Genomic DNA, 16,712 nt, shown 5'->3' on the forward strand with positions numbered 1-16,712 from the left:
TTGATACCGGTTTGACCTTTGAAAGGCGACATAGAGTAGGCAACTGAGCAAAAAGACCCGTTGTTTGCTTACCGATATTTTTCTTTGCGACACGTCCAGAATTGCAGCTAGGGCAAGGGGCATACATACGTAAATCCTCTCAAGTGATGAGCGTACTAGCCAAAAAGCAGGCACGCCAAATCCCTACCGCAGTTAATACGGTGGGCGTTCACAGAGGTGATATAGGTCTGAGTTTTTTTTGATTGGTATTCCAAGCCGCAATTAGTTGAAAACACGCGTCAGATCGACGAGGGTAGCCAGATCCAAATGAGTGTTTGGTCTTAGGTGAACATGTGACAACCGATTCAATGCAACAGGATGGTGTCAGCGCTGCGAGCGGGGAAGGTATGCCGAGGAGTGAATCGCCCCGGGTTTCGTAGACACCTCTTTGCCTTAAACTGAGGTCAATTAGGAGGTGCCATGAGCAACCCGCGTTACCCCGAAGAATTCAAAATCCAAGCGGTCAATCAAGTGACCGAAAAGAAGCTGCCTGTCGCTGATGTGGCGGCGCGTCTTGGCGTGTCGTCGCATAGCCTCTATGCCTGGATAAAGCGCTACAGCAAACCTCAAGGAGAACGGAAGCAAGACGATGATCAGCACGCTGAACTGCGTCGTCTGCGAGCCGAACTCAAGCGGGTCACCGAAGAGCGAGACATCTTAAAAAAGGCCGCCGCGTACTTTGCCAAGGAGTGCGGTTGAAGTACGCCTTTATAAAGCAGCGAGCGGGCGACTATTCGATTCGACGGCTTTGCCTGACGCTGAAAGTCCATCCCAGCGGTTATTACGCCTGGCTGTCTGAGCCGCAATCTGTACGCGCCAAAGACGACCAGCGACTGCTGGGTTTGATCAAGCATTCCTGGCTGGAGAGCGGTGGCGTTTATGGCTATCGCAAAATCCACGACGATCTGCGCGAGGTCGGTGAGGATTGTGGTCGTCATCGTGTGGCGAGGCTGATGCGTCTTGAAGGTCTGCGTTCTCAGACAGGTTATCGACGCCGCCCTGGAAAGTACGGCGGTAAGCCAGCGGTCGTCTCACCCAATTTGCTGAAGCGCCAGTTCGATGTTGTGGAACCCAACAAGGTTTGGGTAACCGACATCACGTACATTCGTACGTATGAAGGCTGGTTGTATTTGGCGGTGGTACTGGATCTGTTTTCTCGGCAGGTCGTTGGCTGGTCAATGAAGTCGCAGATGACCAGTGATTTGGCTATTGATGCGTTGTTGATGGCGGTTTGGAGGCGTAAACCGAAGCAAGAGGTGATGGTTCATTCCGACCAAGGCAGCCAGTACAGCAGCTCCGATTGGCGCAGCTTTTTGAAGGCAAACAATTTGGTTGCCAGCATGAGTCGCCGAGGCAACTGTCATGACAACGCCGTGGCCGAGAGCTTTTTCCAGCTTCTGAAACGGGAACGGATCAAGCGAAAAATCTACACCACGAGGGAAGATGCTCTGAGTGATGTGTTTGATTACATCGAGATGTTCTACAACGTAAAACGCCGCCATGGTTTCAACAATCAGCTGTCACCGGTAGAGTTTGAAAAGCGTTACGCAATGAGCTTGCAAGGTGTCTAGAGAATCCGGGGCGATTCAGGTTGATGCAATTGGAACTGCCGAAAAGGTACATCAACGTCTGACCGAACTCCTTGCTGAGTCCCGAGCCAAGCAGGCTGTCATCGATGCCGCTCAAGAGGCAGAGCGACTAAAAATCGACGCAGCTATGGCTGAGGTCATTGAGGTAGTAAGTCAGGTTACTGTGGTCGCCACGGTGGATAGTGTGGGGTCATCCAATGACCCCTCAGGTGCATTCCCTGATTTGAAGTACGCCAAGGCTGCATCTATCAAACCAGATGAGGATGTCCTGGCTTTTGCTCGTCCCCTTGAATATTTGATTTATAAAGAATCCGACCCTCGTCAGGCTGTAGGGTTGGTCGATCCAGATCGGTTCTTTGAGGCGAGTTACACGGAAACGTTGGAGCAGATGATTGCTCATGTCGTGGCGGAAGAGGGACCGGTTCTGGACACGGCGCTTGCAAGGCGCATTGCACGTGCTCATGGCTGGGTACGAACCGGCTCACGGATACGTGATCGCGTTGACCAACTTGCCCGGGCTCGATTCCGCTCACATGAAGAGGAGCAGACAGGAGTCTTTTTCTGGCCTACTCATATCGAGTCGGATGCCAGTGTAGTCTTTCGTAAGCCCGGCGATGAAGACACCACGAGAGGGCTATCTGAAATCTGCCTGCCAGAACTGCGTGCTTTGGTTGATGAGATGGTGCAGCGGGGGCATGAAGGGGAGGCCTTGATATACGCGGTCGCGAAAGAAGCTGGTGTAAGCAAGCTTGCTCATGCAGGACGTCAGCGGATTGAGAAGGCCATACATCAAATGGCGGAGTAAACGAGAAATATGGGGGTCGTGAAGGTCCCCTTACTTCTGGGGAACTGACCGTGCCTTTGCTCTGAGAAGCGTGGAGTACCAATGCGCTCTTTCTGGGTTAACTGATGTTTCGGTTGCCAAATGCGCAGGTGATTCAGGCAACACATACGAGCTATGTTAATGTGCCATCATATGAACGGTATGGAGAGTCGTGATGGGTTGGAAAGGGACTGTACGTTCGCTGCAAGCGTCTGCGCGGCGATCAGAGCGCAACGCTCATCGCCGTCAGCGTGAGCTTGAAAAGCGACAGAATGAGTACGCAAAGATGGAAGCGCTGGAACAAGCAGCGTATGAATTTGAGGTTTACGAAAATCACGTAGATATCCTCCTTTCGATGCACAAGGAATGTGCCGAGCCGGTTAAATGGAAGCGACTTCTCTCCAACCCTGAACCTAGACAGCCACTCAAGAGCAATACTCTTGAGCAAGAAGCTACGCATGCGGCCGCTACATATCACCCCAATTTCTGGGCTCGTCTCTTCAAGCTAGAGGCTCGTCAGCGCGTAGCCCTTGTAGGCAAGATTGGCACCGCGCAGGCGGAAGACGAAAGGCAATATCAGGCTCAGCTTGTTGAATGGAAAACTGCCCATACCGAGTGGGCAGGGGAGAGGGACATTGCGATCCGTATCCTTGATGGTGACCGTCAGGCCAAGCTAGATGCCATCGAAGCTTTCGAGTCGTTTGCAGAAATATCACACCTCGGCTCAGCTATTCAGATGATTGTTCATGAAAGTGGTGTACTAGAAGCCAAAGTCGCTATCCATGGCTCCGATGTGATTCCGACCGAAATCAAATCTCTACTCAAAAGCGGCAAGCTGTCGACCAAAGCTATGCCTGCTGGGCGGTTCAACGAACTTCATCAGGACTACGTGTGCAGTTGCGCCTTGCGAGTAGGTCGAGAGTTGTTGGCAATCCTGCCGGATGACCTGGTCATCGTCACCGCTCTGGACAATGTGCTCAACAGCTCGACAGGTCATATGGAGGAGCAGCCGATTTTGAGTGTTGCGTTCTCTAGGCCAACCGTTGACGGACTTAACCTCGAAACCATCGATCCGTCGGATGCGATGAAGAATTTTGTCCATAACATGAGCTTCAAAAAGGGCGCTGGATTCTCGGCTGTTGCCGCCCTCGATGCTCAGCGGTTTGCCATAACCGCGTAACTCCCAAAGCAATCCATAGACAAGGACTCTCATGACCCCTCCATTTCAACCTGTCACCCAAGTGCTTCGGTTACGCGAAGCGGGTGAGTTTAGCCCCTTCAACGTTGTAATCACTGCTCTTAACTGCACAACGGGTAGCGCCGATCTTGTTATTGGGGGGGAGACGTTTTTAGACCGAGAAGAGACGTTAACTGTTGGTAAATCTGTTCTGGTCGATGCAGGCAAAGATGGTTTCGTACAAATAAGACTGATGACTAGCAATTACAGCGTTGCCACCATTCGGCTCGCTAGTGTGCCGATCCAAGCTCGGTTATTCGGTACCGTTGAAACGCGTAGTCAACAAACATCGTTTACACCTCAAGATTTAGACACTATTCGGCATGGTTTGGATCTGGTACTTGATGAAGTACGGAATAATGCGTTTATTAGCGCAGAGCAATTTACGATATTGAAAGAGCAGCTAGATGAGGCCGCAGAAGCAGCTAAGCGCCTGAGCCGCAAAGACTGGGTTATTTATTTTCTAGGTATCCTGGCGTCGGTCACCATTTCGGCTGGCTTCTCTCCAGACGCTGCGAAAGCGCTGATGCACGCGGTGGATCATTCGATCGGACAAGGCGCTCTGTTTGCCATTCGTCTTCTTAGCAAGATTTGAGTCAAATCGTCGACAGCGCCTAACGGGCTCTGTCGACGGTTCACGCAGACAACTCAATAGCGCATTTCCACCGCCACATACGCCCCAATCCCATCCCCCGGATACAACGACGCCGTATCCTGGCCCTTCGCGTCATACAACGGTTGCACCGCCGTCACGTATTTCTGATTGGTCAGGTTCTTCACATCCAGCGACACCTTCCAGTCCTTGCTCGGTGTTTCATACCCCACATTCGCCCCGAAGATGGTGTAGGAGGGCGCGTAGAAGCTGTTGGCATAGTCCACCGCCGTACGCGAAGCCGATTGCACATTCACCCCGGTATAGAAGCCCGCCGGGTGCTGATACTGCACTTCGCCCTGATAGATATGCTTCGGAATCCCTGGCAACTGGTTGTCGCCGAAGGTCGGGTCGTGCCGGTAGTAGAAGTCGTTGTAGGTGTACACCTGGCGCAAGGTGACCTTTTCACCCGAGGTGTTTTCCCACAGGCGTGTATTCAAGCCGGTCTCGATGCCTTGGTGGATCGTCGGTGTGGCGTTGAAGGCGCCGGTGATCGCCGCGGCAGTGGAGGTGGCCGGGATGATCTGCACGTTGAGCAATTCATTTTTCACCCACGAACGGTAGAGCGCGAGGCTGCCGTCGAAGATGCCTGATGAACCCTTGATCCCGATTTCAACGGTATTGGCTTTCTGCTCCACCAGCGGCCTTACGTACGGCGTGGTCGGCCCGGAGCCGGAGTACTCCCACGACGCCGGTGGATCGACCGAACGGCTGACGTTGGCGAACACCTGCAGTTGCGGGGTGAACTCGTAACGCACACCCAGTCGCGGTGCCAGGCTCCAGTTGTCGTAGGTCACGTCGCTCGGGTAAGTGGTGGTGTTGGCCACCAGGGCTTCCTTGACGTCGGCGTGGCGGCGCACGTTGATCGCCGATACGCCGCTGGTCAGCCACAGGCCGTCCACCAGTTCCAGGTCGTTGCCCAGGGAGAACACATGATCGAACGAGGAGCTGTAGTCGACGAACTTGCGCGTCTGTTTGTTGGCGAAGGTGGAGTCGACCTGGCCCTTGAGGTGTTCGGTGGAGGTGAAGGCCAGGCTGGAGCGGCTTTCGTGGCCGAACAGGGTGTCGCGCCGGTCGTAGTTGATCACCGCGCTCAGGTCATGCCAGTCCCAGTAGCTGGGGTTGCTCGGGCTGTTCGGGCTGTTGTTGTGGGCGTACTGGTAGTAGACGAAACCCACCGACAGGGTGGCGTCGTCCTCAAAGGTGTAGGTGGTCTTGCTGCCCAGCCATACGCTGCCGGGGCGACGGCTGCCGGCGCCGCTGCTTTCCGCGGTGGCACTGGCGCGGTCGGAGTGGTGCTTGACCGCGTCCAGGGTGGTGGCGCTCGGGTCGTTGTGGAACTCGTCGCGGTAACGCAGCATCACCCGGGTTTCGAGTTGCGGGCTGAAGCGGTAGCCAAAGTTGGCCACCACGCCCTGGCTCTTCGACAGGCTATAGTCGCGGTAGCCGTCGCTGCGGTAGTTGTCGGCATTCAGGTAGTAATCGAACGCGCCCTCGACGCCGCCGACGCTCAGGCTTTGCTTGTTGTAGCCGTAGCTCCCGGTTTCCGCCCGCACCCGCAGCCCGGGTGCGGTGTAGCCGGTCTGGTTGACGAAATTGATGGCGCCGCCAAGGCTCAGCGCGCCGTATTGGAAGGCGTTGGCACCCCGCAGGATTTCGGTGTAGTTCACCCCCGAGCCGTTGAGGAATTCGTAAGGTGTGCCGCCCGGGCCGGTGATCGGCAGGCCGTCGAACAGGAACTTGATGCCCTCACGGAAATACCCCGGCGAGGTGTTGGCGCCGGAGCCACGGATGGAGATCTTGGCCGCGTCGTTGCCGCCGGTGGACTGGACGAATACGCCCGGCTGATAGGCGAGTGTGTCCTGCAAGGTAGCGGTGCGTCCCTTGGCCACCTGTTCGCTGTCGACCACGCTGGTGCCGCCTGGCACTTCGGACAACTGACTTTTGGCTGCCTCAACGGGCGTGATTTTGTGTGCCTCTACTGTCACCGTCTTTAGCCGTGTTCCGGTCGTCGGTGTGACCTCGTCATCTGCCTGCACACTGGCGGAAAAAACCAGGGCTGAGCCCAGCCCCACCATCGCCAGCCAAGTTGCTTGCCGCACGGCAAGTGTCAACTTTTGCAACTCTCCCCGAAAGATTGGATCCATTAAGCGTGTTCCTTGTGAATAGATAAATGAGCCCCAGCTTTCTATTCGAATAGTCATGCCTGTTTCGCTCTGAGCAGTTTCTGTGCCAAGACTATTGGCCAAGGATTACGGGCGCTTAGTTCAGGTTAAGTGTTCTGCGGGATACTTTGTTTTGAATCGGTGTTTGATTCTCAACAGTCAACTTTAATGGACGGGATTACTGCAACTGTCGCGAACGCAACAGTTGATAAGCAGTGTGTAAGGCTGCCAACAATTCCGGGGTGTATAACGGGTATAACCATATAAGTGTTTGGCAATGTTTGCCCCGTTTTACAAGGGTTTTGCGCTGGTTTCGTGGTCAATATGGCGTTTGTTGAAGACTGGCATGCTCACTGCATTACCCCCCGTAATTGCAAACTTTCAGTGTTCACCGAGTTCCTCTAAGGAAGCGTCATTGACAACCATCCTGAAACTTTCGGCGGTTATTTCACTGTCCCTGGCGATCAATGCCTGCTCACCGGCTGCGGCACCGAAACATGAAACGTCTGCGGCTGATGGCACGGTCACCAACGGTGTAGTGACTTATTCGGCGACGGACTTTCATGAGTCGTCACCGGGGCACAGTGGCGGAACTTTGCGCGTCTCAGCCGCCTCCGACGCCGGCAGTTTCGATGTTCACGCACTGTCTAACGGCAACATCCAGTGGATGGGCCGGATTCTCTTCGATTGCCTGGTGTACCAGGACGAGCAGGGCAACATCAGCCCATGGCTGGCCCGCTCCTGGGACATCTCCGACGACGGCAAGACCTACACCTTTCACCTGCGCGACGACGTGACCTTCAGCGACGGCGAGAAATTCAACGCCCAGGCGCTGCAAACCAACCTGGAACACATGCGCGATCCAGCGACCAAGTCCCCACTGGCAGCGGCCTATATCGCGCCGTACCTGGATGGCAAAGTCATCGACGACTACACCTTCGAAGCCCATTTGCGCGAACCCTATACGCCTTTCCTCGACGTACTGGCGCAGTCCTGGCTGAGCATGATCTCCCCCAGGCAGATACGCGAAGCGCCGAAGACCATCGCCGAGCATCCCATCGGCAGCGGCCCGTTCCTGTTGCAGAGTTATACCCGTGACCAGGGTGCAGTGTTCACCAAGCGCCCCGGCTACAACTGGGCGCCGCCGGTGACCCGTCACACGGGTGAGGCATACCTGGACCGTATCGAGTTGAGCTACGTCCCCGAAGCCATGATCCGCTTCACGGCGCTTGAGTCCGGCCAGTCGGATTTCGCCCTCGATGCACCGGCCCAGAACGCTGCCGCCATCCGCGCCAACCCCGACCTGGTGATGCGCAGCCGGATTCGCAAGGGCAACCCGAGCCGCGGCATCGTGTTCAACGTTGAGCAGGCGCCATTCGACGACGTGCGAGTACGTCGCGCCGTGGCCAAAGCCGTCGACCGCGAAGGATTGGCGTGGATTTCCGGCTTCGGCGAATACATCGCCAAAGCCGATTTCCTGGCGGCGAATACCCGGTTTTATCAGCCCAACAAAGAGGCCCTGGCCTACGACGTCAAGGCGGCCAATACCTTGCTCGACGATGCCGGCTGGACAGGGCGCGACGCCCAGGGCTATCGGACCAAGGCTGGGCAGCGCCTGAAGGCGACCTTGTTGGCCTACAGCAGCCCGGCCTTTCCCGGCAGCGTTTCGGTGGCCATCCAGGCCGACCTGAAAAAAGTCGGCTTTGAGATGACCGTCGAGATGCTGCCGCTGACCCGGGTGATCGAGAGGCGCTATGCCGGGAAGTTCCAGGCGATGGCGGACGGTTACTGGCACACCAATACACCCGACGGCATGTTCGTGCTTTATCACAGCGAGTCCATCAGCACCGATAAAAGGATCGGCCAGAACGTTGGACGCTTCCGTGATGCCGAACTGGATCGCGTGCTCAGCGCTGCCCGCCAATCCCGCGATCCGGTTGAGTTGCAGGCGCTCTATGGCGAAGCACAAAAGCGCCTGACCGAAACCGTGCCGTCGGTGCCGTCGGTGGAAGCCCAGGTACTCACCGCCTATGGCCGACAAGTCCAGGGCGTGATTTTCGACACCTCCCATAACGTGCCGTTTTTCACCAGCATCTGGCTGGACCGGGGGCAACCATGAGTCTGTTCAAATCCATCGCCTGGCGCCTGCTGGCGGGCATTGGCGTGCTGTGGGGCGCGGCGACGCTGACCTTCCTCGCCGTCAACTTCAGTGGCGGTGATACCGCGCTGGCGATCCTCGGCGGCCCGGATGCGATGCCCACGCCGGAGCTGTTGGCGCGGGTGCGGGCCGAGTATGGCCTGGACCAACCCTTGATCGTGCAATACGGCGATTATCTGCTGCGCCTGGCCCACGGCGACCTGGGTGAATCCTACCGCCTGCGCATCCCGGTGCAGCAGGCGATAGCCGAGCAGATTGGCGCAACCATTCAATTGTCCCTGAGCGCCGCGCTGCTGGCGGTGGTGTTGGCACTGGTGTGCGCGATCCTCACTGCCAATCGTTCGCGCTGGGTTCGCTCGGTTGTTTCAGGCGGCGAGCTGGTGCTGTCGTCGGCGCCTTCGTTTGTGATCGGCATGCTGCTGTTGCTGGTGTTTTCGTTTCATTGGCACTGGTTGCCGCCGTCCGGCTCGGTGGGCTGGCGCTCGTTGATCCTGCCCTCCGTCGCGCTGGCCTTGCCGGTAGCGGCGGTGCTGACCCAGCTGCTGCGCCAGTCCCTGGAAGACACCCTCGAACAACCCTTTATCGCCATGGCCCGCGCACGCGGCCTGTCCGAAACGGCGGTGCGCCTGCGCCATGCCTTGCGCCATGCGCTTGTGCCGTTGGTGACGCTGGCGGGGTTCGTGTTCGCCAGCCTGCTGGGCGGCGCGGTGGTGGTGGAATTGCTGTTTGCACGCCAGGGCATCGGGCGCCTGATGCTCGACGCCACCAGTAACAAAGACGTGCCGATGGTGTTGGGCGTGACCCTCCTCGCGGCCACGGTGTACGTGCTGGTGAACCTAGCCGTCGATTTGATCAACCGCTGGATTGACCCCCGGGCCAATCAAGCGTGAGTGCCTTTGAAGAAGGAAAAACCATGAGTGCTTCGATCCCCGCTGAAGTGAGTTATGCCGACTTGCACCAGCGTTTCGCCGACGTATTTGCACGGATAGCCGATACCGCCGTCGCCCGCGAGCAGCAGCGCGAGCTGGCCCACGATGCGGTGGCGTGGCTGCGAGAGGCCGGCTTTGGTGCCCTGCGCGTACCGCAGGCCCAGGGCGGCCTGGGTGCCAGCCTGCCGCAGTTGTTTCGCCTGTTGATTGAGCTGGGCGAGGCCGATTCAAACCTGCCGCAGATCGTGCGCGCGCATTTCGGTTTTGTAGAAGGCCGGCTGTCCAGCCGCGACAGCGAGTCCCAGGCGTACTGGTTCGCCAAAGTCGTCGACGGCGAACTGTGGGGCGCCGCCATGGCCGAGCGCACCGACACCACCCGCAACTCGGTAACCCTCAGCGCGGTCGATTCCGGCTGGCAACTGGACGGCGAGAAGTACTACTGCACCGGCACGCTGTACGCCAACTGGATCGCTGCCGTGGCTCTGGATGGCGAGGATTTTGTCAGCCTCGCGGTGCGTACCGATGCGCCGGGTGTCACCGTCGAGGACGACTGGGACGGCTTTGGCCAGCGCCTCACCGGCAGCGGCACCACCCGCTTCAAGTCGGTCGACGTACCGGCGCAACACATCGTGCGGCGCTTCAAGAAAGACGAGCTGCGTGCCGAGTCCTACCTGAGCGCGTTCTACCAGCTGTTCCACCTGGCGACCCTGGCCGGCATCGCGAATGCGGTGCTGCGCGATGCCACCGAATTCGTCAAAGGCCGCACCCGCGCGTTTGGCGTCCCGGGGCAATCGAGCCCCAAGGATGACCCGCTGGTGCAGCGGGTGATCGGTCGCCTGTCGAGCCTGGCCTATGCCGCCCGCACCCAGGTGCTGGCCGTCGCCGAGGTGCTGCAGGAGGCGCACGAAGCAGAGCAGGGCGGCTACGCCAACGAACAGCATTACACCGAGGCCGAGATCCGTGCGTATCAGGCGCAACAGATCGTGCTGGAACAGGTGCTGGAAGCGACCACGCTGCTGTTTGAAGTCGGCGGCGCATCCGCCACCAGCGAGTCGCGTCGCTTCGACCGGCATTGGCGCAACGCCCGCACGCTGGCCTCCCACAACCCGGCGATTTTTCGCGAACGGGCCTTGGGCAATTACTACCTCAACGACGTCACCCCCAACGCCGCGTGGCGCAGCCTGCAAGCCGCCGACGCCGAGCAGCAGGCCGCCCGCGACGAAGCGAGTGCGGTATGAGCCTTCAACCCTTCACTACAAAAGGATCACCCATGCGTTACCGCCAACTGGGCAACAGCGACCTACAAGTCAGTGTGCTGGGCCTGGGCACCATGACCTGGGGCCACCAGAACACCGAAACCGATGCCCATCAGCAGATTGATTTGGCGCTGGCCGAAGGCATCAATTTCATCGACACCGCCGAGATGTACCCCACGCCGACCAAGGCCGAAACCTGGCGCACCACCGAGCGCTATATCGGCAGTTGGCTGGCGGCCAGCGGCCGGCGGGACGAGGTGATCCTGGCGAGCAAAATCGCCGGCCCGGCCCGTGACCCCAGCAGCCAGCAGCACATTCGCGACGGCCTCAGCCATCACGACCGGCGCAACATCGTCGAAGCCCTGGAGGGCAGCCTCAAACGCCTGAACACCGACTACCTCGACCTCTACCAACTGCACTGGCCCGATCGCACCACCAACATCTTCGGCCAGCGTGAATACCCGTATCAGGCAGACATCCAAAGCGTCGCCATCGAAGAAACCCTGGCGGTGCTGGCCGATCAGGTCAAGGCCGGCAAGGTGCGTCACATCGGTGTGTCGAACGAAACCCCGTGGGGCGTCGCCGAGTTTCTCAAGCAAAGCGAACGCCTTGGCCTGCCGCGCATTGCCAGCGTGCAAAACCCCTACAGCCTGCTTAATCGCTTGTACGAAGGCGGGCTCTCGGAGTTCAGCCACCGCGAAGGCGTCGGCCTGCTGGCGTACTCGCCACTGGCCTTCGGTGCGCTCACCGGCAAGTACCTGGGCGGCGCACGGCCCGAGGGCTCGCGGTTGTCGGCGGTGTACCGCACCTTCAATCGCTATGACAGCGCCTCGGCCCAGGAGGCCATCACCGGCTACGTGGAGATTGCCCGGCAACACGGCCTGACACCGGCCCAGTTGGCGCTGGCGTTCATCATCGACAAACCCTTCGTCACCAGCGCGCTCACCGGGCAAACCAGCCTGGCGCAATTGCGCGACAACCTCGGCGCGCTGGACGTGAGCCTCAGCGACGAGATCAGGGCGCAGGTCCAGGCCATCCACCAGCGCATTCCCAACCCCGCGCCCTAGAACGAGGAGCCTGGCATGACGCAAAGCATTGAAACGTTGAGCGGCAATCACCCGTTGCGTCTTGCCGGGTTTACCCAACTGCGGCCCGGGCTGTTGCTCGCCGGGGTATTTGTTGGGCTGTTGCTGCTGGCCGCTGTTTTTCCACAGTGGCTGGCCCCGTATGACCCGCTGGATGCCTCGGCGCGCCTGGCGTTCCAGGCACCGGGCAACGTGCATTGGCTGGGCACTGATGAAAATGGGCGTGACGTGCTCAGCCGGCTGATTTATGGCGTGCGTTCGTCGCTGTTCATGGGCCTGGCCGCCACTGCGCTGGGGCTGGCCTGGGGCACCTTGCTCGGGTTGATCGCCGGCCTTGGCCCGCGCTGGCTGGACGGCGCCTTGATGCGCGGGATTGATGTGCTGCTGTCGTTTCCCGACCTGTTGCTGGCGCTGGTGATCATCACGTTTTTCGGCCAGGGCACGGCCAATCTGATCCTTGCCGTGGGCATCGCCGGCGTGCCGCGGTATGCGCGGCTGGTGCGGGCGCAAACCCTCACCGTGCGCAACGCCGGCTACGTCGAATCCGCCGTCACCCTCGGTCAATCGCAGCTGGCCGTGGTGCTGCGGCACATCCTGCCGAATGCGTTCAAGCCGGTGCTGATCCTCGCCACCATCGGCATCGGCGGTGCGATCACCGCCGGTGCCGCCTTGAGTTTTCTCGGCTTTGGCGCACCGCCGCCCGCGCCGGAGTGGGGCGGCATGATGGCCATCGGGCGCAGCTTCCTGGCCAACGCGCCGTGGCTGGTGGCCTGGCCGGCTCTGATCATCACCCTGACCGTTGTCTCCATCAGTGCCATCGGCCGCGAACTGTTGCGCCGCAGCGAAGGAAAGCCTCTATGACGATGAATATCCATACCCTCGGCCCGCTGGTCGACATCCGCGACCTGACCGTACGTTTCGGTCAGGCCGAGCCGGTATTGCACGGTGTCAGCCTGCAGTTGAACCGTGGCGAATGCCTGGCGCTGGTGGGCGAATCGGGCTCCGGCAAAAGCGTCACCGCCCGCACCCTGGCCGGCCTCACCGGCAAGGAGGCTCGCGTCCAGGCCGCCAAGCTGGCCTTCCAGGGCGTCGACCTGCGCCAGCTCAATGAACGGGCCTGGCAGCAACTGCGCGGCGCGAGCATCGGCTTTGTGATGCAGGACGCACTGGGCGCGCTGGACCCACTGCGCCGTGTGGGCGCCGAGATTGAAGAACCGTTGCACCTGCACACGTCATTGGGCCTGGAAGCGCGCCGCCTGCGGGTGCTGGAGCTGCTGCGGGATGTCGGCGTGCCGGAACCGGAACTGCGCGCCAGCCAATACCCGTGGCAACTCTCCGGTGGCTTGCGCCAGCGCGCGCTGATCGCCTCGGCCATTGCCTGCAACCCACGGCTGATCATTGCCGATGAGCCCACCACGGCCCTGGACGCCACGGTGCAGGCCCAGGTCATCGCGCTGCTGGAAAGCCTGCGTGGTGAAGACAACGCACTGCTGATGGTCAGCCATGACCTGTCGGTGGTCTCGCGCCTGGCCGACCGCGTGGCCGTGATGCGCCACGGGGTGATCGTGGAGGAGGGCAGCACCGAACAGGTCCTGCAAGACCCGCGTCATCCGTATACCCAATTGCTGTTGCGGGCGGCCAAGGCGGTGCACTTCCAACCCACCCGCCGGCTGCTCACGGCGGTTGAACCCGAGCCTGCGCCCCAGGGCGAAGTGCTGCTGGAAGCCCGCGAGCTGTCCAAGACTTTTGTCGGCCCCGACGGTAAAACCCGCACGGTGCTGAACCAGGTGTCGCTGCAACTGCGTCGCGGCGAGACACTCGGCGTGGTGGGCGAATCGGGCTGCGGCAAGACCACCTTGACCCGCCTGATACTCGGCCTGGAAACCGCCGATGCCGGCGAGGTATGGATCAAGGGCCAGCGCTGGTCCGACCTCGACGCCAAGCAAAAACGCGAAGCCCGGCGTGCGGTGCAAGTGGTGTTCCAGGACCCGCTCAGCTCCTTCGACCCGCGCTACACCGTGCAGCGTGTGCTGTTCGAAGCGCTGGTAGTGGCCGGCGTACCGCGTCACGCACGGCGCGAACGCGCCCTGGAACTGCTGGACCTGGTGCGCCTCGATGCCAGCGCCTTGTCGCGCCGCCCCATCGAACTCTCCGGTGGCCAACGCCAGCGCATTGCGATTGCCCGGGCGTTGGCTTCCGAGCCACAGATCCTGATCTGCGATGAGCCGGTGTCGGCGCTGGACGTGTCGGTACAGGCACAGATCCTGGAGTTGCTTGACGATCTCAAGCGCCGCCTCGGCCTGGCTTGCCTGTTCATCTCTCATGACCTTGGCGTGATCAACCACGTCAGCGAGCGCGTGCTGGTGATGAAGGCCGGCGAAGTGGTGGAGTCCGGCTCGGTGCGCGCGGTGTTCGACCGCCCGGCCCATGCCTATACCCGCGCGCTGATCGACGCGATTCCGACCCTTGAAACCGACCACACGCCGATCCCGTTCTACCTGAACGTAGCGATCTGACGTATTGGAAACAGTATCTACAGAGGAGTGTTCCTGGTGCCCAAGCAGCTGCACGTGAATTTGTTTGAGATGAACTGCGTCAGTCACATCGTCCATGGTTTGTGGGTGCACCCGGACAACAACCGGCACCGCTTCAACGACCTGGACTACTGGACCGAGCTTGCGCAATTGCTGGAATACGGCACCTTTGACGGTGTGTTCCTGGCCGACGTGATCGGCACCTACGACCGCTTTCGCGACGGCCCCGAAACCTCGCTGCGTGAAGGCATGCAGATCCCCAGCAACGACCCGCTGCTGGTGATTCCGGCGATGGCCGGGGTCACCAAGAATCTTGGTTTTGGCGCGACCTTTTCCACCACCTACGAACCGCCGTTCGCCTTTGCGCGGCGCATGAGCACCCTCGATCACCTGACCAAGGGCCGGGTGGGCTGGAACATCGTCACCTCGTACTTGCCGAATGCGGCGCGCAACTTCGGCCACGACACCGAGGTGGTCCACGATCACCGCTACGAGATCGCCGACGAATACCTCGACGTGCTCTACAAACTCTGGGAAGGCTCGTGGGACGACGACGCCGTGATCGTCGACCGCGAGCGCCGGATCTACACCGACCCGGACAAGGTGCGCTACATCAACCACGTCGGCGAACACTTCAAGGTCGCCGGGCCGCACCTGTGCCAGCCTTCGCGGCAGCGTACGCCGGTGCTGTTCCAGGCTACGGGGTCACCGGCGGGCATCGAGTTTGCCGGGCGGCATGCTGAGGTGGTGTTTACCGGTGGGAATGATGCACCGGCGGTGCGCGCGAATATCCAGGCCATGCGGCAGAAGGCGGTGGAGCATGATCGCGATCCGGCGGGGTTGAAGTTTATCGTCATGGCCGGGGTGATCGTCGGGCGGACCGATGAAGAGGTCAGTGCCAAGCTCGACAGCTACCGCAAGCTGGTGAGTGTCGAGGCCTCCCTGGCTCATGGGCAGTCGGCGATCGACTTGACGGCGTATCCACGGGATACCCTGATCAGTGATCTGGTGAGTCGGCAGGTCAAGGGGTGGGAGAGTTTGAGTCGGTACAAAGCGGACTCCACTGTTGGGGCGGTATTGGCGCAGCTTGGGGGGTTTAATCGCGAGCGGTTTTTTGTGGCGGGTACACCGACGGTGGTGGCGGATGCGATTGAGAAATGGCTGGATGAGGATGGGATCGACGGGATCAACCTGAGGCAGTATTTGTCGTTTGAGACGGCGCGGGATTTCATTGAATTGGTGGTGCCGGAGTTGCGTCGTCGTGGGCGGTTTCGTGAGCGGTATAACGAGGGCGAGACGTTGCGGGAGCGGTTGTTCGGGGCTGGGCAGGCGCGGTTGCCTGGGGACCACTTTGGCGCGCGTTATCGGGATCCGGCGGCGTTGCTTCAGCCGGCGTTGCCGTTGCGGTTTTCGTTGTGAGTGGAGGGCTGCAGGAACCCCTGCATTTCAGACCGGCACGGGTGGAAGATGCGCCGCAGTTGGCGCTCATTCATTTGCAGACGTGGCAGGCGGCGTATCGGGAGATTCTGTCCGAGCGTTTTCTTGCTGACCTGAACGGCGGCGTGTCCCAGCGCACGGCCTTCCTGGCCCAGGCCATAGCCGGCGGCACATTGTCGGTGTGGGTGGTGGAGCGGGATGGGAAGTTGGTGGCGTGGGCGTCCTTTGGCAGCAGTCGGGATGTGGATGCGTCGTCGGCCACTGGAGAATTGCGTGCGCTCAATCTGTTGCCCGGGATTTGGGGGCAGGGGATTGGCACGCGGCTTTGGGGGCGGGTACGGGAGCAGTTGGTTGAGGCTGGGTATGCCAGTGCGACCGTTTGGGTGGTGCAGGGGAATCGGCGTGCTCTGGGTTTCTACCGAGCGCTTGGGTTTGTGGCTGAGCCGCATACTGAAAAGACGGTGGTGGAACATGATGAGCCGTTGCCGTTGGTGCGTTATCGGGTGCCTTTGGTGATTTCTGGGGGGTGAGGGTTGAGTACATATCCGTTTCTTCGGTAACGGCTGCTTAGGGTTTCGCTCTTACAGCGACTCACTTTGGAAAAGCCCCAAAGTAAGCAAAGGGCTCTGCCCCGCCTGTCGGCGCCTCGCTAGGGCTCGGCGTTCCCTTGTAAGATTGTTTTCACCTGCTTCAGACCGTAGTGCCCTCTGATTTCGAGATCGTGAGTGAGCATGGGTCGGAGCAGGTTCCTTCCTAAACTAGTCCGAACGGTTGCCTGGGCGCAAAGCCCGATTCTGCAAGGTTGGAC

The 16,712-nt window shown here is 60.0% G+C and carries 13 protein-coding genes; 12 read left to right on the forward strand and 1 reads right to left on the reverse strand.

Annotated elements, in window-relative coordinates; translation table 11 throughout:
- The first annotated feature begins 459 nt into the window (after positions 1-459).
- The 4 genes from P3C29_RS32100 (at position 460) to P3C29_RS32115 (ending at position 4,283) form a co-directional block, all read left to right on the forward strand.
- Positions 460-1,610, forward strand: a protein-coding gene (locus tag P3C29_RS32100) for an IS3 family transposase (protein WP_201124604.1) whose coding sequence is annotated in 2 segments (ribosomal slippage) — positions 460-694 and positions 694-1,610 — 1,152 coding nt in all. Because the reading frame shifts where the segments join, the coding sequence is not laid out codon by codon here.
- A complete protein-coding gene (locus P3C29_RS32105) occupies positions 1,603-2,433 on the forward strand; it encodes a DUF3320 domain-containing protein (RefSeq protein ID WP_275966414.1) in 831 nt (276 codons plus the stop codon). Before P3C29_RS32100 ends, P3C29_RS32105 begins: the two co-directional genes overlap by 8 nt.
- Positions 2,434-2,737: 304 nt before the next feature.
- Positions 2,738-3,631: a hypothetical protein gene (locus tag P3C29_RS32110; RefSeq protein WP_275966415.1), complete on the forward strand. Its 894-nt coding sequence runs from the start codon at positions 2,738-2,740 to the stop codon at positions 3,629-3,631.
- Between the two features lie 31 nt (positions 3,632-3,662).
- Positions 3,663-4,283, forward strand: coding sequence for a hypothetical protein (locus P3C29_RS32115; protein WP_177115335.1), 621 nt, complete (start codon positions 3,663-3,665; stop codon positions 4,281-4,283).
- A gap of 53 nt (positions 4,284-4,336) precedes the next feature.
- Here P3C29_RS32115 and P3C29_RS32120 read toward each other — a convergent pair whose 3' ends face one another.
- Positions 4,337-6,487 carry a TonB-dependent receptor gene (locus P3C29_RS32120; protein ID WP_275966416.1) on the reverse strand — a complete coding sequence of 717 codons (2,151 nt, stop codon included), beginning with the start codon at positions 6,485-6,487 and terminating at the stop codon, positions 4,337-4,339.
- A gap of 433 nt (positions 6,488-6,920) precedes the next feature.
- On the opposite strand from P3C29_RS32120, the gene P3C29_RS32125 reads away from it, so the two are divergent.
- The 8 genes from P3C29_RS32125 to P3C29_RS32160 are packed head-to-tail and all read left to right on the forward strand — an operon-like array spanning position 6,921 to position 16,434.
- Positions 6,921-8,624: an ABC transporter substrate-binding protein gene (locus P3C29_RS32125; RefSeq protein ID WP_275966417.1), complete on the forward strand. Its 1,704-nt coding sequence runs from the start codon at positions 6,921-6,923 to the stop codon at positions 8,622-8,624.
- Positions 8,621-9,553 (forward strand): ABC transporter permease, encoded by a 933-nt coding sequence (locus P3C29_RS32130; protein ID WP_275966418.1) that lies wholly within the window; start codon positions 8,621-8,623, stop codon positions 9,551-9,553. Before P3C29_RS32125 ends, P3C29_RS32130 begins: the two co-directional genes overlap by 4 nt.
- Positions 9,554-9,576: 23 nt before the next feature.
- A complete protein-coding gene (locus P3C29_RS32135) occupies positions 9,577-10,830 on the forward strand; it encodes an acyl-CoA dehydrogenase family protein (RefSeq protein ID WP_275966419.1) in 1,254 nt (417 codons plus the stop codon).
- 32 nt (positions 10,831-10,862) lie between these two features.
- Entirely contained in the window at positions 10,863-11,915 is a 1,053-nt protein-coding gene (locus tag P3C29_RS32140; RefSeq protein ID WP_275966420.1) for an NADP(H)-dependent aldo-keto reductase, read from the forward strand.
- Positions 11,916-11,930: 15 nt separating this feature from the next.
- The gene (locus P3C29_RS32145) at positions 11,931-12,794 is read left to right on the forward strand and encodes an ABC transporter permease (RefSeq protein WP_275966421.1); all 864 of its coding nucleotides are present in this window, start codon (positions 11,931-11,933) and stop codon (positions 12,792-12,794) included.
- The gene (locus P3C29_RS32150) at positions 12,791-14,449 is read left to right on the forward strand and encodes an ABC transporter ATP-binding protein (RefSeq protein ID WP_201122837.1); all 1,659 of its coding nucleotides are present in this window, start codon (positions 12,791-12,793) and stop codon (positions 14,447-14,449) included. The genes P3C29_RS32145 and P3C29_RS32150 overlap by 4 nt, the downstream gene beginning before the upstream one ends.
- A 36-nt stretch (positions 14,450-14,485) precedes the next feature.
- The gene (locus P3C29_RS32155) at positions 14,486-15,886 is read left to right on the forward strand and encodes an LLM class flavin-dependent oxidoreductase (protein WP_275966422.1); all 1,401 of its coding nucleotides are present in this window, start codon (positions 14,486-14,488) and stop codon (positions 15,884-15,886) included.
- Positions 15,883-16,434, forward strand: coding sequence for a GNAT family N-acetyltransferase (locus P3C29_RS32160; RefSeq protein ID WP_275966423.1), 552 nt, complete (start codon positions 15,883-15,885; stop codon positions 16,432-16,434). Before P3C29_RS32155 ends, P3C29_RS32160 begins: the two co-directional genes overlap by 4 nt.
- Positions 16,435-16,712 lie beyond the last annotated feature (278 nt).

Origin of the sequence: Pseudomonas sp. 1912-s (genome assembly GCF_029269205.1) — a bacterium.
GTDB lineage: Bacteria > Pseudomonadota > Gammaproteobacteria > Pseudomonadales > Pseudomonadaceae > Aquipseudomonas.

What these genes read in the sequence shown, in the direction of transcription:
- P3C29_RS32120 (WP_275966416.1), bottom strand. Translation starts at nt 6,487, where the DNA reads ATGGATCCAATCTTTCGGGGAGAGTTGCAAAAGTTGACACTTGCCGTG.
- P3C29_RS32110 (WP_275966415.1), top strand. Translation starts at nt 2,738, where the DNA reads ATGGAAGCGCTGGAACAAGCAGCGTATGAATTTGAGGTTTACGAAAAT.
- P3C29_RS32115 (WP_177115335.1), top strand. Translation starts at nt 3,663, where the DNA reads ATGACCCCTCCATTTCAACCTGTCACCCAAGTGCTTCGGTTACGCGAA.
- P3C29_RS32140 (WP_275966420.1), top strand. Translation starts at nt 10,863, where the DNA reads ATGCGTTACCGCCAACTGGGCAACAGCGACCTACAAGTCAGTGTGCTG.
- P3C29_RS32150 (WP_201122837.1), top strand. Translation starts at nt 12,791, where the DNA reads ATGACGATGAATATCCATACCCTCGGCCCGCTGGTCGACATCCGCGAC.
- P3C29_RS32130 (WP_275966418.1), top strand. Translation starts at nt 8,621, where the DNA reads ATGAGTCTGTTCAAATCCATCGCCTGGCGCCTGCTGGCGGGCATTGGC.
- P3C29_RS32135 (WP_275966419.1), top strand. Translation starts at nt 9,577, where the DNA reads ATGAGTGCTTCGATCCCCGCTGAAGTGAGTTATGCCGACTTGCACCAG.
- P3C29_RS32145 (WP_275966421.1), top strand. Translation starts at nt 11,931, where the DNA reads ATGACGCAAAGCATTGAAACGTTGAGCGGCAATCACCCGTTGCGTCTT.